The 20,872-nt window shown below is 64.4% G+C and carries 23 protein-coding genes, 2 pseudogenes and 1 riboswitch; of the genes and pseudogenes, 8 read left to right on the top strand and 17 right to left on the bottom strand.

The features are described from left to right. Nucleotides 1-34 precede the first annotated feature (34 nt). Nucleotides 35-298 carry a hypothetical protein gene (locus tag J2W78_RS15925; RefSeq protein WP_253372053.1) on the top strand — a complete coding sequence of 88 codons (264 nt, stop codon included), beginning with the start codon at nt 35-37 and terminating at the stop codon, nt 296-298. A 2-nt stretch (nt 299-300) separates the two neighbouring features. Beyond that, complete coding sequence (locus tag J2W78_RS15920; RefSeq protein WP_253372051.1) at nt 301-513, top strand: hypothetical protein; 213 nt, start codon at nt 301-303, stop codon at nt 511-513. A 276-nt stretch (nt 514-789) separates the two neighbouring features. On the opposite strand, the gene J2W78_RS15915 is transcribed toward J2W78_RS15920, so the two are convergent. Continuing rightward, the gene (locus J2W78_RS15915) at nt 790-2,298 is read right to left on the bottom strand and encodes a hypothetical protein (RefSeq protein WP_253372049.1); all 1,509 of its coding nucleotides are present in this window, start codon (nt 2,296-2,298) and stop codon (nt 790-792) included. Nucleotides 2,299-2,475: 177 nt separating this feature from the next. On the opposite strand from J2W78_RS15915, the gene J2W78_RS15910 reads away from it, so the two are divergent. After that, entirely contained in the window at nt 2,476-4,554 is a 2,079-nt protein-coding gene (locus J2W78_RS15910; protein ID WP_253372047.1) for an FkbM family methyltransferase, read from the top strand. 93 nt (nt 4,555-4,647) lie between these two features. Here J2W78_RS15910 and J2W78_RS15905 read toward each other — a convergent pair whose 3' ends face one another. The 14 genes and pseudogenes from J2W78_RS15905 to J2W78_RS15845 form a co-directional block, all read right to left on the bottom strand. Further along, complete coding sequence (locus J2W78_RS15905) at nt 4,648-4,809, bottom strand: hypothetical protein (RefSeq protein WP_253372045.1); 162 nt, start codon at nt 4,807-4,809, stop codon at nt 4,648-4,650. Between the two features lie 177 nt (nt 4,810-4,986). Continuing rightward, a pseudogene (locus tag J2W78_RS15900) lies at nt 4,987-5,900 on the bottom strand (IS3 family transposase); the annotation flags it as partial. A gap of 15 nt (nt 5,901-5,915) precedes the next feature. Continuing rightward, complete coding sequence (locus tag J2W78_RS15895; protein WP_253368204.1) at nt 5,916-6,728, bottom strand: IS5-like element ISMex40 family transposase; 813 nt, start codon at nt 6,726-6,728, stop codon at nt 5,916-5,918. A gap of 87 nt (nt 6,729-6,815) precedes the next feature. Further along, nucleotides 6,816-7,049 (bottom strand): annotated as a pseudogene (locus J2W78_RS15890) (transposase); the annotation flags it as partial. A gap of 27 nt (nt 7,050-7,076) precedes the next feature. Then, entirely contained in the window at nt 7,077-7,370 is a 294-nt protein-coding gene (locus J2W78_RS15885; protein WP_253372043.1) for a hypothetical protein, read from the bottom strand. Further along, nucleotides 7,367-7,510: a hypothetical protein gene (locus J2W78_RS15880; RefSeq protein ID WP_253372041.1), complete on the bottom strand. Its 144-nt coding sequence runs from the start codon at nt 7,508-7,510 to the stop codon at nt 7,367-7,369. The genes J2W78_RS15885 and J2W78_RS15880 overlap by 4 nt, the downstream gene beginning before the upstream one ends. A 5-nt stretch (nt 7,511-7,515) precedes the next feature. After that, nucleotides 7,516-8,595: an IS630 family transposase gene (locus tag J2W78_RS15875; protein ID WP_253368020.1), complete on the bottom strand. Its 1,080-nt coding sequence runs from the start codon at nt 8,593-8,595 to the stop codon at nt 7,516-7,518. 54 nt (nt 8,596-8,649) lie between these two features. Next, the gene (locus tag J2W78_RS24760; protein WP_301288594.1) at nt 8,650-8,781 is read right to left on the bottom strand and encodes a hypothetical protein; all 132 of its coding nucleotides are present in this window, start codon (nt 8,779-8,781) and stop codon (nt 8,650-8,652) included. A gap of 192 nt (nt 8,782-8,973) precedes the next feature. Next, complete coding sequence (locus J2W78_RS15870; RefSeq protein ID WP_253372039.1) at nt 8,974-9,138, bottom strand: N-acetylmuramidase domain-containing protein; 165 nt, start codon at nt 9,136-9,138, stop codon at nt 8,974-8,976. A gap of 192 nt (nt 9,139-9,330) precedes the next feature. Next, nucleotides 9,331-10,136, bottom strand: a protein-coding gene (locus J2W78_RS15865; protein ID WP_253372037.1) for an IS5 family transposase whose coding sequence is annotated in 2 segments (ribosomal slippage) — nt 9,331-9,794 and nt 9,794-10,136 — 807 coding nt in all. Because the reading frame shifts where the segments join, the coding sequence is not laid out codon by codon here. Nucleotides 10,137-10,456: 320 nt separating this feature from the next. Next, a complete protein-coding gene (locus J2W78_RS15860) occupies nt 10,457-10,624 on the bottom strand; it encodes a hypothetical protein (protein WP_253372035.1) in 168 nt (55 codons plus the stop codon). Between the two features lie 42 nt (nt 10,625-10,666). Beyond that, nucleotides 10,667-11,005 carry a hypothetical protein gene (locus tag J2W78_RS15855; RefSeq protein ID WP_253372033.1) on the bottom strand — a complete coding sequence of 113 codons (339 nt, stop codon included), beginning with the start codon at nt 11,003-11,005 and terminating at the stop codon, nt 10,667-10,669. A gap of 153 nt (nt 11,006-11,158) precedes the next feature. Further along, nucleotides 11,159-11,449: a hypothetical protein gene (locus J2W78_RS15850; RefSeq protein ID WP_253372031.1), complete on the bottom strand. Its 291-nt coding sequence runs from the start codon at nt 11,447-11,449 to the stop codon at nt 11,159-11,161. Between the two features lie 163 nt (nt 11,450-11,612). Beyond that, nucleotides 11,613-13,856, bottom strand: a complete 2,244-nt coding sequence (locus J2W78_RS15845) for a TonB-dependent receptor (protein ID WP_253372030.1) — start codon at nt 13,854-13,856, stop codon at nt 11,613-11,615. A 121-nt stretch (nt 13,857-13,977) separates the two neighbouring features. Further along, nucleotides 13,978-14,177, bottom strand: a riboswitch (cobalamin riboswitch). A gap of 363 nt (nt 14,178-14,540) precedes the next feature. On the opposite strand from J2W78_RS15845, the gene J2W78_RS24755 reads away from it, so the two are divergent. The 3 genes from J2W78_RS24755 to J2W78_RS15835 all read left to right on the top strand — a co-directional run bounded on the left by J2W78_RS24755 (nt 14,541) and on the right by J2W78_RS15835 (nt 15,583). Continuing rightward, nucleotides 14,541-14,672, top strand: a complete 132-nt coding sequence (locus J2W78_RS24755) for a hypothetical protein (RefSeq protein WP_301288593.1) — start codon at nt 14,541-14,543, stop codon at nt 14,670-14,672. A 93-nt stretch (nt 14,673-14,765) separates the two neighbouring features. Further along, nucleotides 14,766-15,185, top strand: a complete 420-nt coding sequence (locus J2W78_RS15840; protein WP_301288863.1) for a hypothetical protein — start codon at nt 14,766-14,768, stop codon at nt 15,183-15,185. A gap of 134 nt (nt 15,186-15,319) precedes the next feature. After that, a complete protein-coding gene (locus tag J2W78_RS15835; protein WP_253372025.1) occupies nt 15,320-15,583 on the top strand; it encodes a hypothetical protein in 264 nt (87 codons plus the stop codon). Nucleotides 15,584-15,626: 43 nt separating this feature from the next. Here J2W78_RS15835 and ccmB read toward each other — a convergent pair whose 3' ends face one another. Together ccmB and ccmA are read right to left on the bottom strand one after the other, a co-directional pair. Next, nucleotides 15,627-16,295 (bottom strand): heme exporter protein CcmB, encoded by a 669-nt coding sequence (ccmB, locus tag J2W78_RS15830; protein ID WP_253372023.1) that lies wholly within the window; start codon nt 16,293-16,295, stop codon nt 15,627-15,629. Then, nucleotides 16,292-16,939: a heme ABC exporter ATP-binding protein CcmA gene (ccmA, locus tag J2W78_RS15825; protein WP_253372021.1), complete on the bottom strand. Its 648-nt coding sequence runs from the start codon at nt 16,937-16,939 to the stop codon at nt 16,292-16,294. Before ccmA ends, ccmB begins: the two co-directional genes overlap by 4 nt. Before the next feature lie 713 nt (nt 16,940-17,652). Here ccmA and acnA point away from each other — a divergent pair. Beyond that, nucleotides 17,653-20,352 (top strand): aconitate hydratase AcnA, encoded by a 2,700-nt coding sequence (acnA, locus tag J2W78_RS15820; RefSeq protein ID WP_253372019.1) that lies wholly within the window; start codon nt 17,653-17,655, stop codon nt 20,350-20,352. A 199-nt stretch (nt 20,353-20,551) separates the two neighbouring features. Then, complete coding sequence (locus J2W78_RS15815; protein ID WP_253372018.1) at nt 20,552-20,851, top strand: antibiotic biosynthesis monooxygenase family protein; 300 nt, start codon at nt 20,552-20,554, stop codon at nt 20,849-20,851. Nucleotides 20,852-20,872 lie beyond the last annotated feature (21 nt).

Below are 20,872 nucleotides of genomic sequence, written 5' to 3'. Positions count from 1 at the left end.
GAAACCCTGCTCCGGTAAGCACATAGTAAGCACCATGACTGAATCCCCCACCGTCCGCGAACTGTTCAAGGCCAAGGCCGTCACCGACGACGAGGTGAACGCGGCCGTCGATGCATATCTCGCTGAGTGCAGCACCACCGCCCACCCGATCGCCGACGGCTACAGCCTCGATCTCGCTTCGGCTTTCGCCGGGGATGGCTGGGCGAGCCAGGTCGTCGCCCACCCCGAGTCGAGCCCTGGCCTGAAGCGTGGCCTCACCCGCACGGCGATCCTGCTGGCGCGGGCACAAAAGGCTTGATCATGCGGAGCATCGTCGAGATCAGCAACGACAGTGCCGCGGCCATAAGCGACGGCGGCAAGGATCTGGCGGACCTGCTGGCCCGTGCGCTTATGACGGGAAGCGATGCGGCTTGGGACAGGCTGCGGCCGTATGGGATCAGCCTATTCGTCGACTGTCACCCAACCGAGCCAGCGACGGTCGTCGTTGGTGGACGCGAGATCGTGGTCCGGTAGGCCGATGACTGAGGCCGCGGACCAATTCGACGCTGTGCTGCGCGGTCCGCTCCAAATCGCGCAGTGCCTCAGTCTGGACGAGGCGACCGTACGGAAGATCTACAACGCCGTCGGACGCGAGGCCATGGCAACAAGCGCCAGCGATGACGACCGCATGGCCCAGGTGCGGAAACGGATGCTTGGGGCCGCTACGTGAACGATGGCGCTCCGTGTTGCGACAAGCAAAAGGAGCGAAGTCGCGATATCCTGGTAGGGCGCATGGCTCGCCAATCAATCTTAGTGCACTTCCCACTTAGATCCATTGCAAAAAAGTGGCGCTGCGATCGAGCCTCCACCGGAGAAATTCGTTTGCCGATAGGTAGGAGTAGCATCTAAGTCTGTCACGACAACAAAGCTTCCCTTCGTCTCTGGGTTGCATGAAAACAATTTTGTGACGATATACTGTGCAGGCTTGAATGAGCCAGCGGCAACTGAGAGACCATTTCCAACAGTGGCATGTCCCGCGATGTGCGAATTACCACTGATAGTCTCGCCAGATGATGTGATCTTCCCGACAGGATCTACGTTCCATCCTTGACCCTGAACCTGACTGTCCGAATAGCGACCCTCTAGCTGAAGTCCCACTCTGGACGAGCCGGTATGGCGGAACCCTATGTCAGCGCCTCCGTAGCTATTGAAGCTAATTGCTGACGCGGACCCATCGGTAAATGCGGAGCCGGGATGTGCTCCTTGGTTCATGTAGCCGTTGTGCGATTCTGTGAGGTCGAGGACTGTGTTGTCACGGGCAAGTGAAGCACAGCAGATTTCGATTCCATTCACTACCGAGGTGCTTCCAGCCAACGGTTGGTCGTACTGGCCAATACCAATCGCCTTAGAGGACCGATTTGGACCTCCCATGAAGATCTGGAGAGCCGTAGCCGTCGGACCGGCCGGATCACCCGCGTAGTCGCCCCAGTAGTTGTTAAGATCCAGCTCTAGTGTAAATGCAGTTTTCTTCGGACCACCGCTTGCTATCTGATGGGCGAAGGCTCCGGTCCAGGCGGCACCTGATTTAGCCTCCTGATAAGTCATCAGGGCAAGATTTGTCTTCCCCCCGTTGCCTGGACTATAACTAGGTTCGTAACGCCAGACTACACCGCCGTCGATTATGTTTTCTGATGTACCCACTGGACCGATTCCGACAGCGGCAGTCTTTCCGTAGTAAGACCTCGAGCTGCCTCGGGATTTGACGCGGTACATCTTGCCTCCGTCATTGAGGCAAGTTCCGCCCTCTGGATAAAACGTATTTCTTCTGCAAGCCTCAGGAAAGCCAGTCGCAAAACGAGCGTTCAAAAGGGTGCCATACTCACCCTTGTTGCTATCGCCAGTTGGCGAGAAGTAGCGCACCATCTGCGCCCGAGTTAAATCCTGATCAAGTCCGTGAAACGGGCCGAGGATCGGCTCGGCCTGGAGTGGTGCGTCGTCACCGGTCATGAAGATTCCATTGCTCGGAACGGAGGAGATGAGATCGAGCGGCTGCTCACTCCCGATCACTCTGAGAGATCGTTGAACGCCCGGCCCCATAGCTTCCGACTCGCCACGCGACGGGTCCTGAACCGGCGCTTTGGCAGGAGCGGCATCATCCGGGGTTAGCGAGCGCGGGGCACTGTCGTTCGCAGACCCACGATTTGGTTGTTGCTGAAGTGCAACACGAACCTGAGCAAGGGCGCTGGCGGTCAAAAGCAGCAGGACAAGGCTGGCTAACCGAAACGCCGATGCGAAGCCGTGGGATAGGTGCGACCTCATTTGCTCGCCTCTCCTTGCATGACGCGCCGGGATCCGTCGCTAAAGGTTTTCTGGATCTGCGATGTCGCCATTAGGAGCAACAGCGAGGCAGCCCGCAAAATGCGCCTGCAGCGTAGCGACCCTGGCGGGCAGAGTTAATTTCGACCATAAGGCAGGCGGCCAACCGCCGGGGGCAGAATGATCACCGACGAGCAAATCATTAATTTTTGCAACACCTTTCTCGCGTCAGGTCCCACCGAACGTCGCGAGATGATCAATGAAGTGATTGAGAGGGCGGATGAGCCTGATTTCGAGTATTTTGCTGCGCGGGTGATCTATTTATTGCGCCTACAACAGCGCCTGGATGATGCAGAGGTTATCGTTGGCCCTCTAATTCCCTGCCGGAAATATGAAGATCAAGCGCTTTGGGAGCTAGGATACGCCTTTGGCGTAGCAGGGCAGCCGGACCGCTCGATTGGTTATTTAAATAAGTCAGTCGCCGTTGATCCGCAGCCTCATCGTCTTTTGTGGCTCGCCGTTCAACTTGCGATTTCTAAGCAAGATGCTGAAGCACACGCCGTTCTGACGCGTGTACAGCGAGAGCACCCAGCAGTTGAGCGTGAGGTCGCGATCCATCGTCAGTTTTTTTCCTTGTTGAAGACGTACGACCGCTCGGAAGCGCAACGGCTCCTCCTAGAAGTGCGCGCCCGCTTCGCAAGTCGGTCGGTCTCCGACTTGGAGGCGGACATCCGTGCAGCGCTGGACGCGGGGCGACCATACTTGCTTCTGCGACTTGGGGACGGCGAAGGTGCTTGCATCCGCCTAGGCGCTGAAGACGAGGCAAACAACAGAGATTATTACCGAGCGAACCGCGATGAGTTTGCTGAGATTTGGTTCAAAGACACATCGGTGCTCGACCGCCCAGAATTCCTGGCGGCACTCGACAAATTTAATTCAGCCATAGGCCAAGCCGACGCGATCGGCGGAAGCATGTACGAGGCTGCTATACAGACCGAGTACAACTATGCCTCGCGTCGTGGCATTGCGTGGGTAGTGAACGTGATGCGAAAGCTCCTAGCATTCGCAGACCAAAAGCCGGACTGGGCTGAAAATGTTCCAGTCTACTCACTCACCATTCATTACGACTTGCTGCTGAGCGGCGCACTAGCTCGATTGCTGGAAAAGCGGCCACTCGTAGGAGTTATTTCATGCCAAGACGCTTTGCCATCGGCACTACAGAGAACTTACGGAATCGGTCGCGTTGATCTGATTAAGACGCCAGGCGAGCAAATCCACGCCGGTACACTGGGTGCAAGCGCTGTAGCAGGCCGCCACTGGCCTGACCGATTTAACGAAATAATAGAGAAGCTTAGCATTCCGACTGATCGAAAAGGTCAGTTATGGCTTGTTGCTGCAGGCATGCTCGGCAAAATTTACGCTGCAAAGCTAAAAGAACAAGGCGCTGTCGTTATCGATATCGGCGCTGTTGCGGATTTGTGGATGGGTAAAGTCACGCGCTCGTTTCCTGATTTACCTTCTGAAGTCAAGCTTAAATTGGAGCAGAGCATGCTAACATTGGTCGACGTGGGCGGGCTTGGTGGGCTTGGTGAAGAATGGCTACCGCATCTTAGCTCGGTCCGCGCAGTTCTCTTCGAGCCCAATCCATCTGAAGCAGCAATGGCACGAGCGAAGTTGGAGCCATGTCGCGACGGTATCGTTGTAGAGCGAGCGCTCGGCAATCGCGCTGAAAAGCGCACACTGCACGTCACCCGCAGCCTGGGCTGCACATCGCTTTTAGATCCAAACAACAAGCTGCTTCAGCCATATACAATTGCGCCAGCATTTCGCGTCATGCACGAAATCGAGGTTGAGTGCGAGCGGTACGATACGCTGATGGCTAATGGCGAAGTGCCACAACCTGATGCTATCAAGATCGATGTGCAGGGGTTCGAGTATCAAGTTCTGGAGGGCTTCGGAAATGCCCTTAATGAGTGCCTGGGGGTCAAAGTCGAGGCGCATTTCAGGCCGATCTATCATGGGCAAAAGCTGCTCCACGATATGGTCGATCTCCTTTCGCGGGCTGGTCTGAATCTTCGACGTCTTCAGCCTGTCGATCACTTCGATGGAGACATCGTCGAAGTTGACGCTTGGTTCACGTGCTCGCCTGAGAGAGCGGCGGCCCTATCGGAGGAGCGTGCAGCAAAGCTCGCATTCATCGAGAAGGTTTGGGAGATACCGCCCCGTCGACTTTCCTTCGGAGCCGATCAGTTTTCCTAGGCCGCGCTGGGGTGTGCCGAGAAGTCAGGCACGAAAAAAAGCCCCGAGGCCGAAGCCCCGGGGCGGTGTGTGGACAGGCGTGAATAGCAGGGATCACTCGGCCCGGAAGCCCGTGATCGCCTGGAGCATCTCTCGGCGAGTCGCGGCCATCTCCTCGCGCATCGAAGTCACGAGGTCGTCAATGCGGCGCTCCATTCGGGTGATGACGTCGCCGGTCACGTAGGTGCGCGCGACTTCGACCTTGAAGCTGTGCAAGGCCTCGTTCTACGCCGCGACTTGGATCTTCACTATCGCCATATCGGTGGTCAGCGGTGAAACGGCCGCCGAGGTCCCGCCCTCCACCCTGCTGGTGAGCTAATCGACGCCCTTCAGGAGCGTGACGGCGAACAGGGCGAATGGCCTGCTGCCGGTTTGGTGGACACCGTCCTAAGCTCATTGGGCTCGGTTCTCGAACTCGACAGGGCTGAGGTAGCCCAGGGTCGAGTGCCGCCGCGCCGGGTTGTAGAAGCGCTCGATGTCATCGAACACGTCGGCACGGGCTTCATCTCGTGTCCGGTAGGTCCGTCGGGCCGTGCGCTCGGTCTTCAGCGAGGAGAAGAAGCTCTCCATTGCCGCGTTGTCCCAGACGTTGCCGGACCGGCTCATCGAGCAGGTCACGCCGTGCTCGGCCATCAGGCGCTGGAAGGGTTCACTCGTATATTGCGAGCCCTGATCGGAGTGATGCAGCAAAGCATCCGGCTTGCCTCTGCGCCAGATCGCCATGACGAGCGCATCCGTGACGAGTTGAGCCGTCATGCTGGCCTGCATCGACCATCCCACGACACGGCGCGAGAACAGGTCGATGACGGCGGCAACGTAGAGCCAGCCCTCGGCCGTCCAGATATACGTGAAGTCGGCGATCCATTTCCGGTTCGGGGCGTCGGCCGCGAACCGCCGATCCAGAAGATTGGGCGAGGCGGTCGCCCGCTCTCCCTCGTCCTTCGGCAGACCACGTCGGCGTGGCCGTGCCCGTAGGGCGTTCTCGCGCATGATCCGTTCGATGCGGTGCAGCCCGCATGAGACGCCCTCGGCCAGCACGTCGCGCCAGACGCGCCTCGCGCCGTAGGTGCGGTCGCTGGCCACGAAGCTCGTGTGGGCCTTGCTCAGGATGGCTTCGTCGTCCCGCGCACGTTGGCTGGGTTGCCGGGTGAGCCACGCGTGGAAGCCGGAGCGCGACACGCCCAGCGCAGCGCACATCCACGCGACCGGCCAGACAGCGCGATGCTTTGCGATGAAGGCGAACTTCATATCGCGTCCCTCGCAAAGTATGCGGCGGCCTTTTTTAGGATATCACGCTCCGCCTTCAGAGTCCGTCCGATAAGTCACGAAGCGCGTCCGAGGCGTCGGACGAGGATCATGGCAGCGGCGGCGTAGAGGAAGGCTTGGGCCGAGGCGAGGGTGGCCTCCGGATCCTTCCAGAGGCGGCGATTGCGGCTGATCCAGGCGAAGAAGCGCTCGACGACCCAGCGGCGCGGGTGAACGGCGAAGCCGACCTGCCCGGGTGGCTTGCGCACGATCGCGACGGTGATGCTCGTGGCCGTGGCGGGTCGGTCTCCGGCATAGCCAGCATCGGCGAACGCCTTGGTGATGAACGGGAAGGTGCGACGCGACAAACGCAGCACCGGCACCGCTCCGTCGCGATCCTGTACGTCGGCGGGCTGCGGATCGAGGACGAGGGCACGCCCGTCCGTGTCGACCAGAGCTTGGCGCTTACGGCCCTTCACCTTCTTGCCGGCATCGTAGCCGCGCGGCCCGCCGCTCTCGGTGGTCTTGATGCTCTGGCTATCCAGAACCGCCGCCGACGGCGAAGCCTCGCGTCCGACCCGTTCACGGTCAGCCATGACGAGGTGGTGGTTGATCCGGCCGAACAGGCCGTCGTCGCGCCAGCGGCTGAAGTAGCCGTAGGTGGTCGAGCGGGGTGGCAGATCCTTGGGGATCAGCCGCCACGCGATCCCGCCGCGCAGCACGTAGAAGATCGCGTTCAGGATCTCCCGCATCGTCCAGACCGGCGGACGCCCGCACGGTGCAGGCTTGGGCATCAGCGGCTCGACCACAGCCCACTCGGCATCCGTCAGGTCGGTTTCGTAGCGCAGGCCCGAGCGGCTATGCTGCCGCCGGGTAGTCGGGGTCCACATGGCACTTCCAGGTCAGGCTTCAGCACCCTTCTGGAAGCATCGCCATCCCGGCCACTCAACCCCAAACTCAACCCTTATCGGACGGGTTCTCAGACGAGCGACCTCCTTGCGCAGGCGATCGATCTCGATCTGCTCAGGCTTCATCTGGCCCTGACCAGGGAAGGCATGGTGCGGATCGACCGCCGCCTGCTTCACCCACCGGTGCAGCATCGTCTCGTGAACATCGAGATCGCGCGCGGCCTGCGCAACACTGACACCACGTTCCCGAACCAGTCGAACTGCCTCGACCTTGAACTCACGTCCGAACTTGCGACGCTGCATGGAGCACCTCCGGCTTCACCATCACACCTAAACCGGGTGTCCGTAAAACCGGCAGCAGGCCACTCCGAAGTGTACGGCCGGCGGGATGCCGATACCGTAGATGGGCCCCTTGAAGGCGGGCGCGATCGCCGCCTTCGCCCGGTTCGCTGCGATCTCGGCCCGGACGACCTGCACCGCCACGTCGCGCTGCGTGTTTTGGCCGTTCTCCACCCCCTTGAGGACCGGCTGAAGCACCGAGTTGCCGAACACCTTGATCAGGCCGGAGCCGATGGCGCCGAGCGCCGACCTGATCGGATTGGACAGCCAGCCGAGGAAGTTCATCGCGGCGGCTCCCGAGCGGGAAGGGCCGCTAGCTTCGTGGCATAGGCGCGGGCCGCGAGCCGGGCGACGGCGAGGACGGTCGCCACCTTCGCACCCGGCAGCCACTCCGGCAGCAGCGGCGCGAGACCGATGCCGGGCATGGTATCTAGTGGTGCGAGTCTAACACTTGGTGCCCGCGCCTTGCGGCCTGGATGATGCGATCCGGGTCGGCGGTCCAGGTGAAGGGCTTGGGGTCGCCGTTGCTCTCGGCGATGAAGCGTTTGATGGCCGCCTGTACCTCGATCAGCGATCCGAACACGCCGCGTCGCAGGCGGCGTTTTGCGAGCTTGGCGAAGAAGCCCTCAACGGCGTTGAGCCACGAGGCTGAGGTCGGGGTGAAATGGAAGGTCCAGCGTGGGTGGCGATCGAGCCAGGCGCGGACCTTCGGGTGCTTGTGAACGGCATAGTTGTCCAGGATCGCGTGGACGATCTTGCCCGCCGGAACCGCCGCCTCGACCGCGTTGAGGAAACGGATGAACTCCTGATGCCGGTGGCGCTGCATGCAGCGGCCAATCACCTTGCCCTCCAGGATGTCCAGAGCGGCAAACAGGGTCGTCGTGCCGTGGCGCTTGTAGTCGTGGGTGCGCGTCGTCGGCTGGCCCGGCTTCATCGGCAACGGGGCCTGCGTGCGGGCGAGCGCTTGGATCTGGCTCTTCTCGTCGACCGAAAGCACGACGGCATGGGCGGGCGGATCGACGTAGAGCCCGACGACGTCACGCAATTTGGCAGCGAAGGCCGGGTCGGTAGAGAGCTTGAACTGCCGGACCCGGTGTGGCTGTAGGCCGTGCCTCCGCCAGATCCGCTGCACCGACGAAATGCTTATGGCTGTGACCTTGCTCATGGCGGCGGCCGTCCAATGCGTGGTCTCGCCGGGCGGATCTTCCTGCGTCAGAGCCACAACACGCGCCGCCACCTCCGGCCCCAGCGGCGGGATGCGCGCCGGCCGCGTCTTGTCTCGCAGGAGCCCTTCGACGCCCTCCTGCGCGAAGCGGTCCTGCCAGCGCCAGACCGCCGTCTTGGACACGGCCGCCTCACGCATGATCGCGTGCGTCCCGATCCCATCGGCGCTCAGCAGCACGATGCGAGCGCGCCAAACGTGCTTCTGCGGAGTGTTTCGATCCGCGACCAGGGCCTCTAGCCGAAGGCGATCCGAGGCGGAGAGCGTGAAAGAGATGTCACTGCGCATCCCACGAGACTCGCAGGACGGACTTCAAACCGGAACCCCGGACGGACTCAACCGTCAGGGCTGAACCACTAGGACGTCCGGCAGCGCCATGACGCTCGCGAGCAGGTAGACGCGCCAGCCCGAGGCCGCACGCCAGCAGCAGCGCAGTCCCAGATGGACCCGCGCGAGGAGAGGAAGGCGTGCCATGGTCAGACCTTCCGGAACGCGGTGTGGATGAGGGCGTAGAGCTCGGCGAGGCCGGAGCGGACCGCGCCGCCGGTTCGCCTGGACCCCAGAATGAAGGAGCCCGCCGTTGGCGGCGGGCTGCGGGGCGGGCGAGGGAGGTGCGGACGTCATCGGCGCCAACGGGTCGGGCATCGTCTCACCCATGCCGGGCGATTACGGCGTGTCCTTGATCTTCGACCACTTGGCGAGGGCCGCCGCGAGCTTGTTGTGGTAGCCGTGCTTGGCGTAGCTCGCCCCGTTGTAGCTGCGAGCGAACCCGGCCCAATCGTGCCGGCGCAACTCGTCGTCGAGCCCGTTTGTGACGATGAAGCGGACCATCGCTGGCCGAGTACTCGGCCTCGCCGCCGTTGCAGAAGGCCAGCACCATGGCCTGCGGGTCGCTAGCCGGCAGCCCTGTGGTTCTCGCCCAGGATCGGCCCGAGGCCTCAGGAGGAGGCCTTCAGCGCCGCCGTCTCGTTGATGGCCATTGCCTGCATCAGGCGCGGATAGCTGTCGGTCGTATAAGCGTGCCTAACAGAACCGCCTGATCTGGTTCAGGGTGATGAGGCTTGCAGCGAGGGTCGTGAAGGCCTCGTAGATGTCGTGTCGGCGTTCGTAGCGCACGGGCCGGCGGCGGAAGCGGTTGAACCAAGCGTGGGTCCGCTCGACGACCCAGCGGTGACGGCCGAGTTTCTCGCTGCTCTCGACACCCTTGCGGGCGATGCGCGGGACGATGCCGCGTGCACGACACTCCTGCCGCCGGATCCTTGCGTCGTAAGCTTTGTCGGCGTGCAGCTTGTCCGGCCGGTGCCGCGGCCGGCCGCGCCGACCCGTGCTCAGCGGCGGAATGGCATCGAGGGTGGGCGCCATCTGCAGGCTGTCGTGCCGATTGGCGCCCGTCAGGAGGAGGCCGAGCGGCGTGCCGCGGGCATCGGTGACGAGGTGGCGCTTCGTGCCCGGCTTGCCCCGGTCCGTCGGGTTCAGGCCAGTGGCAGAGCCCCTTTTTTCGCCGGGACGGAGGCGCTGTCCAGGCTCGCTCGGCTCGAGTCGATCTCGCCGGCTGCGTGAAGGCGCTTTAGGAGAACCTGATGCAGCCGAGCCCACACGCCGGCCTCTTGCCAGTTCCGCAGCCGCCGCCAGCAGCTCATGCCCGAGCCGCACTTCATCTCGACCGGCAGCCACTCCCACGGGATGCCCGTGCGCAGAACGAACAGGATGCCAGTCAGAGCAGCTCGGTTCTCCAGGGGAGGACGACCGCCTTGTGGACGAGGCTTCGCGGCAGGAAGAAGCGGGGCGATCTCCTGCCAGAGATCGTCGGGGAGGATCGGTTTGGTCATCCTCTCCAACGCGACATAACCCGTTTTGTTAGGCGCTCTAAGAACCGGGCTTCGATGCCGCATAGGTCAGTACGGGGGAGGCGGCCCGCGTCCATTCTGCACTCGCAAAGTTGTGCCAGAAGACGTGCGGCTCGAACAGCATCTTCGGCCGCTTGAAGTGCACCTCAATGAAGAGTGGTTGACGCAACCGCTTCAGTGGATCCGAGCTCGAGGGGCGCTGAGTCTAGAGTGCACATCGACCTCGCACGTCTGCGTCGTGGCGAGTGGTGGACGACATCAAACTTGCCCGGCTTCGTCCGCGTGGACGGATACGGCGAGCACTATTGGCCCGCTTCGGCGAGATAGGCCGGGCGCAGATGCGGTGCTACCGCTTCAAGGTAGGGCTCGACGACGGCGCCGAAGGTGACCGCAGCCCTAGCCTTGGCCTTCACTTTCGCCGCATGCGGCACCAATTTCCTGCTTGCCGCTTTGTATGTGCGCTCGATCAACGGCGGATCGGGCCTTTTCGTCGTTCTTGGACGAGCGCTTCCTCATTCTGCGGCGCCGGACCGGCTGCTCTGCAGCGAGACGCAGGTTCGCACCATGTCACTCAGCGTGAGATCCTTGGTGTCGCCGATGTTGGCCACCTCCTCCAGACAGCGCATGAAATAGCCGCTGTCGAGATCCGGCGAGAGCGTGCTCATCGATTTGCCGACACGGTTGGTGAAGTCGATCTTCTCACTCGCTCCGGCGCGCGGCCACAGCGATGCTTTGTCGTCCATCTTCAGCCGGGCTGCCGCCAGCGACGGGCTGAAAAGAGTCAGCGCCGCCACAACACCCATTGCTGCCGCCCGGCCCATCGTCGCGCTCCATCTCATGGCGTCGGACACGGTACCGACCGACCGGGGGCCCAACGCGACGGCGTTGGCCGACGTTGCATCGGGCCTCGCGTGCGCGACGAAATTAAGCGATTTCTCAGAGACTTATCTGCGGTGATAGCTGGCCCGGCGCGTCCGGGGGCATCGTCGGCGCCGAGCAGGTCCTTAGCGCGAGCTACCGCCCCCGCTTCCGCCACCCGCGCTGCCCTGCGGGATGGCACGCTCCGGCTGGCCGGCATTGCCGCCGGCCGCCGAATTGGTGGTGATGGTGTCGGCCCCCGTGGCGCCCGGCGCGATGACGTAATCAACGGTGTTGCCCGTCGTGTTGGTCTGGCGCTGGATGATCGTGCCCGGCGGGAACGGGCCGCCAGGGATGCCCGGGGGGCGCGCCTGAGCGATGGCTGCCCCAGAGCCGAGGCAGCTCAGAACGGTGACGGTGAGAGCGATGCGGTGCATCGAGGAACTCCTGAACGAAACGAACCCTTCGCATCCCGAAGGCGTGCGAAGGATCAACCATCCGCAAGGCAAGTCCCCCATCGGCCGTCTGGTTTCCCGGTGGAGCCTGCGGCGTGGTGACGACACGCGCAGGCGTCCTTGCTCGAGCGTCCCGGCGCGTCGTTCACCACGCGATCGTGTAGGCGACCTCCAGCGAGCGCGGGCGCCCCAGCACCCAGGCGGTGCCGACGCCGTTCACGGCGCTGCCATCGACCGCGTAGATCGTATCGAGCAGGTTGAAGACCCGCAGAGACAGGCGGGAGCCGGCGGTGACCTGATGGTCGAGGCCGAGATTGACCAGCGTGTAGGCCGGCCGCCGCGCGGTGTTGCCGAAATCGGAAAAGACTTCGCCGACATGCTGGAGGCCGACGCGCCCCTCCCAATCGCGGGCGAAGGCCCAGTTGACCCAGAGGTTAGCCACCTGCTCCGGCACGTTGATCGGCTGATTGCCGGCATAGGAGACGGCAACCCCACCGACATTCTGGGTGAAGTCGTCGTACTGGGCGTGAAGCAAGGCGAGGTTGGCATCGATGCGCCAGCCGGGGGCGGGGAGCCACGACAGCGCGGCCTCCGCGCCGAGGGAGGATTGCTGGCCGACCTGCGTCGAGACCGTCGGCTGGCCCGGAACCGCCGAGATCAGGTTGTCCTTGACGATGCGGTAGCCGGCCAGCGTCCACTCGACGGCGCCGCCGAAAACGAGGCCCTTGGCGCCGACCTCGACCTGACGGCCAGTCGAGAGTTCGAAGCCGGCCAGCGATTGCGAGAGAGTGATCAGGCTGTTCACCGGATCCGTCGCGGTGGCGTATTGCGCATAGAGCGATGTGTCCGGCGTCGGCTCGTAGAGCAGCGCGAAGCGGTAGCCGAGGGCGCGGAACGAGCGCTCGAAGGTCGCGCCGCTGCGCAGATCCTCCCGGTACAGACGCGGCGCATCGAAGCGCACGCCGGTGAGGAACGACAACCGGTCGGTCAGGAAAAGCCGATCCTCGGCGAAGACCGAAGCTTGGTTCGTGCGCGTGGCGTAGGCCGGGCTCGCCCGCCCTTCCGGCGGGAAGAAGCCGGGATCGTAGTTGTTCAGGGGCACGCTCGTCGGCGTTTCGGAGAAGGTGAAGTTGTTGGTGTGCCGGAAGCTCACGTGGTTCACGTCGAAGCCGGCCGAGAACGTGTTGGCTAACCCGAAAAGGGAACCGCGGAAGGTCGCGTCGAACCGATTCCCGACCTGTTCCTGGCTGTGGTAGATTTCAAGATAGTCGGAGCGGTCGACGAGGCCGGTTGTCGGGTTGAAGCGGTACTGCTCGACGTCGCGCCAATGCCGGCGGCTTTGAAGGCGGTAGGCGGTGTTGCGCACCGTCACGTCGGCCGAGGGGGTCCACTCCGTCCGGAACTGCGTCCAGTTGTCGGTCCAGGCGATCTTCGAATCGCGGACGTTGTAGTTGTTGAAGCGGATGGCGTCGGGGACACGCCCGTTCACCAGCGGCGAGCCCCAGTAGCGGGTGGGCTCCTGGTAGCCGAGATCGTGGCTGAGCGTGAAGGCCAGATCCGGATTCGCCTGGAGCGTCAGTGCGCCCGAGACCGCGAGGTTGCGGAAGTCGCCCTCCGGCGTGATCCAGCCGTCGGCACGGTTGCCGCTGACATTGAGGCGGTAGGCGAGCGACTCGCCGATCGGCCCGGTCGAGTCGACCGCCGCGCGGGCGATGCCGTCCTCACCGAGACCGAAGCGCGCGACGTTGAGCGGCGTGAACAGCGGCTTCTTCGAGACGACGTTGACGATGCCGCCGATGGCCCCGTCCCCGTAGAGAACCGAGGCCGGCCCGCGCAGCACCTCGATCCGTTCCACGTTCCACGTGTCGAACGGGAAGGTAACGGTGTTGGCGCCGACGTAGAGCCGGGTGCCGTCGAACAGCGTCTGGATCGAATTCTGACCGGCAAAGCCGCGGGCGGTGAAGAAGCCGAGTCCATTGCCCGGCGAGCCGAAGGCCGTGATGCCGGTGCCGTTCTGCGACACGGCTTCCAGCACGCTGGTCTGACCGCGCAGACGGATCGTCTCGCCCGAGATGATGTCGAGGCTTGCCGGTGTTTCCAGCGGCGTGAGACCGAGACGGCTCGCCGAGCGCGATGGCGTGCGCAGGTTGAGGCCGACGGGCGAGGACTGCGTCAGACTCGGCGTCCGCAGGGCCGCGGCGGCCTCCGCTCCGACGGCGTCGGCCGGCGCGTTGGCGGGCAAGCCGATCCCGGTACCGCCTTGCACCGCGATCTCATCGAGATGCGTCAGCAGTGCCTGAGCCCGAACCGGGCCGGACAGTGTGAGCGGGAGGGCGGCGACGGCGGACAGAAGAGACCAGCCGCAGGAGCGGCGGTGAAGGGGGGACATGATGGAAACGAGGCCTCGGCAGCAACGGTGGCACGTCACCGCGACCGAGGCCGATCCGCTGCGGGCCACGAGCCTTCAGCGTCTCGACACCTGCTGGGACACCCCGCCCGGCATGGCTCGCGTGTGACCACGGCTGACGGCAGGTCTCCTGGCTCACGGGTCGTTGTCCCCCATCGTCTTCCCAGGCGAGGCATGCCCAGTGACGTGGTGATGGAGGGCTCTCCGCTCACAGTTGCGGGGGCAGCCGCGGGATCTGGCTCGAAAGCCCTCCACCGCGTTCCCTTTTGATCCCTTGCGGGAACCGTCAACGGTCAAGCTATCGCCAAGGCTGCGCATCGGTCAATGCGCCCGTCGCCCGGGGTGCCCCGTTGCGAGGGGCGATCCACAATCGCGGATCGGGCCTGTGCGCAGGGGCGCATGGCAGCCAAAAAGAAAAAAGGCCGCCCCGAAGGACGGCCCGAAGTCTAGGGAGGAAACGCCCAAGAAGGGCTGCAGGACCGCGACGCCATCGCGATCCGGCATGGCCATGATTTCTCAGGTTGCAGTGCACAAAGCAATCGCCGACGCGTCGGATCGGGCATGCATTTGTCGCATATGTTCGGCTCCGATCTCATCAGCTCAGGCGGAGCCATTCGGCTGCCCAAGGGTTTCGGTGCTCCGAATGCCCGCTCATGGATGCCAGATATGCCCCGTTGGATGTTCGTGTTCCCCGTCGCGCTGATGATCCTTGCGGGGCTAGTCGTCTTCGCCTTCACGCTGACCGGCCCGACCGACAGCCAGAACACCCACGCTCCCGAGACCGGACAGACCCGCTGACATCGCCGATTCCCGGAATGCGCCGTCCCCTGATCGATTTCGGCCTGCAAATTGCGAAGTTTGCGCGGTCACAATCGTGCGGTGGGGTTCTCCATGCGAGTCGAATGCGTTTTCATCCTGAGCGGCCTTCTGCTCCCGAGCGGCGCTCACGCATTCGAAGCGCATGCGGACGCAGCGGCCTTCGCCGCCGCGGCCCGTCACCATGTCGGTGAACGCGTCACGCTCGATCATTGCCACCTCGTCCACGCGACCGACGACGAGATCACCTGCATCGGCCTGTTGCCGGAGGATGCAGCGGGCAATATCCGCTTGGCCGGCAAGCTTCTGATCCGGATCGCGGCCGCGGAGACGCAAGGCCGCACACGTGCCCTCGAACTGTGCGCCGGTGGCGCTCTCGGCGAAGCCTGCGAGGTGAGCGTGGCGGGCGAGGTGTTCGATGCCTCTCCTTCGTTCGGGCTCGGCGAAGCCCATCTGATGGGACTGCGCGAAGCGACGATCTGCTGGCCTGACTGAATCCGGAGAAGCGCTGCCGAGCTTGATCTTGATAGAACGGTGCTCGCGAGAACCGATAGTGAGCCAGCTTCCGGCGGTGGATCGGCATGAACCCTCAGGGGTCTAGTGCGTTCCAGCTCCAAGGGAGTTTGCCGATGATCACACGTCTCTCGTTTGCCGCGGTTCTGGTCGCGGCCCTCGCCACATCCGCTGCCGCCCAAGGGCCGGCGCAGACCGGTACCGGTGGTGGTCCGACCTCGACCATCTACGCACCGAACACCTCGGCCGTCGGTCAGACCATGCCGCCTCCCGGGGCGGGCGGTGCGACTCGTGGCTCGGGAAATCCCGATCGCGAGAACGCCATGGAGAAGAAGAACGACAAGATCGACACCGGGATCTGCATCGGCTGCGATAAGTAGATCCGGCGAACCGAGACGCAGCCTCCCGAGCGCCGCGCCAGGGTCACTCCGACCAGCGTAGCGCGGCGGCGGCGGCCAGGGTGCCGACCACCGCCGCGATCAGGCTCAAGGCGGCCAGCACCGTCAACGGGGTCGTGAACGGCACCGTGCCGCCCACGGCAGCCTCGGCCGCTGAGACCCCGAAGATCAGAGTCGGCACCATCAGCGGCAGTACGATAATGGCCAGGATCAGGCCGCCCCGACGGATGGTGGCGGTCAACGCCGCGCCGACGGCGCCGATGAAGGCCAGGGCCGGCGTGCCCAGGGCAAGCGTCAGGGCCGTGGCACCCATGGCCTTCGGGGAGAGTGCCACCAGCAGGCCGAACAGCGGAGAAGCGAGCGCCAGAGGCAGACCAGTGGTGAGCCAGGAGGCCAGAACCTTGGCCAGCACCACCAGCTCCAGCGGCACCGCGGCGGCGGTCATCAGGTCGAGGGAGCCATCCTCCTCGTCCGACTGAAACAACCGGTCGAGACCGATCAGGGTTGCAAGCACTGCCGACAGCCAGAGAATCGCGGGGCCGATCCGCGACAGCAGGTTCATGTCGGGGCCCAGCGCGAAGGGCACCAGCACCACGATCATCAGGAAGAAAACGAGCGACAGCGCGCCCGAGCCCCCGACCCGGGCGGCCAGTTTCAGATCGCGGGCGAGGAGGGCGGAGAAGGCACGGATCACAGCCAATCCTCTGCCTGGTACGCCGCCTCGGAGACAGCGTCGGATGTCGCTAAGGCGATGCGCAGCTCGCGGGCATCTTCCAAGCCGAGGGCTTGGTGCGTTGCAGCAACCACGAGCCCGCCTTCGGCCCGGTGGCGTCCCATCAGTCCGGCGAGAACACCCTGCGATGCGAGGTCCAGGGCGGCAGTCGGCTCGTCGAGCAGCCAGAGCGGGCGGCGGCAGACGAGGAGGCGCGCCAGCGCCACCCGGCGCCGCTGCCCTGCTGAGAGATAGCCGACCGGCAAGCGCGCCACGTGCGGCAGGCCCATCGCCTCCAGGGCCGCCTTCGGGGAGGCCGCGGGACTGCCGAGCAGGTCGCGGGCGAATTCGAGATTCTCGGCGGCCGTCAGCGCCGATTTCAATCCGTCCCTGTGCCCGACCACGTGGAGGCATTCCGGCAGGTTCGCCTCGCCGATGCCCTCGGCGCGGATCGTGCCGGTATCGGGCTTGAGGCGGCCGGACAGCATCGTGAGCAGGCTCGATTTGCCTGCGCCGTTGCGCCCGGTGACCATCAAGCCTTCGCCGGGTCCAAGCGCGAAGGAAAGGCCGGAAAAAATGCGGCGTCCGGAGCGGCGACAGGCCAGATTCTCGACGATCAACCGCACGGATCGGCCTTCGATGAGGTTGAGGTCCGCACGCTTCGTCTCGATCCTGCCTGTCTGATCTCCTCGCCTTGCGCGAGGTGACACCGGGACATCTCGCGAGCGGAGAGGTCGGTCTCGTGCGGCCTATAGCGGATCGTTCGACGGCGCGCGAACCGCTCCGGTCGCCGACGGATTGATTCGGTGATACCGGATGGCAGTTTCGCAGGATGGCCGACCATGGGTGCCGAGACATGCTCGGGCTCCACCTGACACGTCCGGAGAGGCTTTTGCCTGCGATCCCGTCGCCGGACGCACACAATCGGAGGCCCGACTCGCACGCCTGACTCTGGATCAACGCGAGACGTTCTGGGACGCGGTACACCGCTGCCACGGCTTAGCCGCGGATGGGAGTCGGGCGCATCGGCAGGGCGGGACCGCGATATCAGTCGCGAGCCTGTGTCATCGGACCAGTAGCGGCCAATTTCGAAACGTTCTATAGACCGGCCCAGGCTGCGCCGCGCGATCATTCCAGGGCGTCCAAATCGCCCCTCGCGCACCATCCTGAGTGTCATTCGCGGGCCTCCCGGCCGCCGGGAGTTTCCCGAGGGCACTCGCTACCCGGGCACCCCCGGGGCGGCGCGCGCTCCTTGGAGCGCCTTTCGGCCGAACACCTCTCGTGGCGCAGGTTATGCCTGCTCCGTGTTCGCTAACGCCAGCTCAGGACCCGACTCGCCGTGGCATCCCTCGACAGCTTCAAGGCTCGCCAAACGCTTCAAGCAGGCGGCAAGACCTACACCTACTACTCGATTCCCGAGGCGGAGAAGAATGGCTTAGCCGATTCGACCGCCCTTCCGTTCTCGATGAAGGTCATCGTCGAGAACCTCCTGCGCTTCGAGGACGACCGCTCGGTCAAGCGGGCGGATATCGAGGCCGCCGTCGCGTGGCTCGGCAACCAGGGCAAGGCTGAGACCGAGATCGCCTTCCGCCCCTCCCGCGTGCTGATGCAGGACTTCACCGGCGTGCCGGCGGTGGTCGATCTCGCCGCGATGCGTGACGCCATGGTGGCGCTTGGCGGCGACCCGCAAAAGATCAACCCGCTGGTGCCGGTCGATCTCGTCATCGACCACTCGGTGATCGTGGACGAGTTCGGCACCCCGAAGGCGCTCGGCGACAACGTCGCCCTCGAATACGCCCGCAACGGCGAGCGCTACACCTTCCTGAAATGGGGCCAGTCGGCGTTCGACAACTTCTCCGTCGTGCCGCCGGGCACGGGCATCTGCCACCAGGTCAACCTCGAATACCTGTCCCAGACGGTCTGGACGAGGAACGAGGACGGCGCCGAGATCGCCTACCCCGATAGCCTCGTTGGCACCGATTCGCACACCACCATGGTCAACGGTCTGGCCGTGCTCGGTTGGGGCGTCGGCGGCATCGAGGCGGAAGCCGCGATGCTCGGCCAGCCGCTGTCGATGCTGATCCCCGAAGTCGTCGGCTTCCGGCTGTCGGGCAAGCTGCCCGAGGGCACCACCGCGACCGACCTTGTGCTCACCGTCACGCAGATGCTGCGCAAGAAGGGCGTAGTCGGCAAGTTCGTGGAATTCTACGGGCCCGGCCTCGATGACATGCCGGTGGCCGACCGCGCCACGATCTCCAATATGGCGCCCGAATACGGCGCGACCTGCGGCTTCTTCCCCATCGACCAGAAGACCATCGACTTCCTGAAGGTCACCGGCCGCCAGGACGATCGCATCGCGCTGGTCGAGGCCTATGCCAAGGCGCAGGGGATGTGGCGCGACGCCAAGACCCCCGATCCTGTCTTCACCGACACGCTCGAACTCGACATGGGCACGGTGCGCCCGTCGCTCGCCGGCCCGAAGCGTCCGCAGGACCGGGTGCTGCTCGATAGCGCCAAGGACGGCTTCGCCGACTCGATGGAGAAGGAGTTCAGACGAGCCGCCGACATTGCCCGGCGCTACCCGGTCGAGGGCACGAACTTCGACATCGGCCACGGTGACGTGGTGATCGCCGCGATCACGAGCTGCACCAACACCTCGAACCCGAGCGTGATGATCGGCGCCGGCCTGCTCGCCCGCAACGCGGTCGCCAAGGGTCTGACCTCGAAGCCGTGGGTGAAGACCTCGCTCGCCCCCGGCAGCCAGGTGGTCGGCGAGTATCTCGACAAGTCCGGCCTCCAGGCGAGCCTCGACGCGCTGGGCTTCAACCTCGTCGGCTTCGGCTGCACCACCTGCATCGGCAATTCCGGGCCGCTCCCGGCGCCGATCTCGAAGGCGATCAACGACAACGACGTCGTCGCCGCCGCGGTGCTCTCGGGCAACCGCAACTTCGAGGGCCGTGTGAACCCGGACGTGCGGGCGAACTACCTCGCCTCGCCGCCGCTGGTGGTGGCCTACGCGCTCGCCGGTTCGCTCCAGATCGACATCACCACGGAGCCGCTCGGCCAGGGTTCGGACGGTCAGCCGGTCTACCTGAAGGACATTTGGCCTTCCTCGGAGGAGGTGAACCGCTTCATCGAGGAGAACATCACCTCGACCCTGTTCAAGAGCCGCTACGCCGACGTGTTCGGCGGCGACGAGAACTGGAAGGGCGTCGAGGTCACCGAGGCCGAAACCTTCGCCTGGGACGGCGGCTCCACCTACGTGCAGAACCCGCCGTACTTCGAGGGCATGACCAAGACGCCCGACCCGATCACCGACATCGAGGGCGCGCGCATTCTCGGCCTGTTCCTCGACTCGATCACAACCGACCACATCTCGCCCGCCGGCAACATCCGCGCGGCCTCGCCCGCCGGTGAGTACCTGCAGGAGCATCAGGTGCGGGTGCAGGACTTCAACCAGTACGGCACGCGCCGCGGCAACCACGAGGTGATGATGCGGGGCACGTTTGCCAACATCCGCATCAAGAATCAGATGGTGCGGGACGAGGCCGGCAACGTCGTCGAGGGCGGCTGGACGCTGCACCAGCCCGACGGGGAGCGGATGTACATCTACGACGCCGCGCAAAAATACGCGGAGGAGGGTACGCCGCTCGTCGTCTTCGCCGGCAAGGAATACGGCACTGGCTCGTCCCGCGACTGGGCGGCCAAGGGCACCAAGCTGCTCGGCGTGCGCGCCGTGATCGCCGAGAGCTTCGAGCGCATCCACCGCTCGAACCTCGTCGGCATGGGCGTGGTCCCGCTGGTCTTCCAGGGCGAGACCTCCTGGGAATCGCTCGGTCTCAAGGGCGACGAGACCGTGACGATCAAGGGACTGGCCGGCGAGCTGAAGCCGCGCCAGACGCTGACCGCCGAGATCACCTCCGCCGACGGCTCGAAGCGGGAGGTCCCGCTGACCTGCCGGATCGATACGCTCGACGAGCTGGAATACTTCCGTAACGGCGGTATCCTGCCCTACGTGCTGCGGTCCCTGGCAGCGTAAGCGCCGCCTCGGCTTGCACGACCTGAAAGCCTCTCCCGCAAGGGAGGGGCTTTTTTGTTGATCGATGGGGGCGCTCACAGCACAGATGGCCTTGCACTGTCCGCCCTGGCTCGACGCTTCATCGGCGTATCCGCTATCTCCGCTCCTTCGAACGCGCCGCCTGCTCGATGCAGCGAGCGGGTTGAGGAGAGGACGCTCCATGATTCTTGAAATCGCGCAGATCGATCTGAAACCCGACTCGGAGGCCGAGTTCGAAGCCGGCATCGCTCGGGCCGCCGAGATCTTCCGTGCCGCCGCCGGGTGCCGGAGCTTCGCAGTGCGCCGCTCGATCGAGAAGCCGCAGCGCTACCGTCTGCTGATCGAGTGGGATACGCTGGAGGCACACACCCAGGACTTCACCGGCTCCCAGGCCTGGAAGGACTATCGGGCGATGGTCTCTCCCTACTTCGAGGCCCCGCCCCAGGTTGAGCACACCGAACTGACGCTTCAGGCGTTCTAAGCGGCCGCAAAAGGCCGGACG

Source organism: Methylorubrum extorquens (assembly GCF_024169925.1).
Taxonomy (GTDB): Bacteria; Pseudomonadota; Alphaproteobacteria; order Rhizobiales; family Beijerinckiaceae; genus Methylobacterium; species Methylobacterium extorquens_A.
This window is presented reverse-complemented; position numbering and strand designations above follow the sequence as displayed.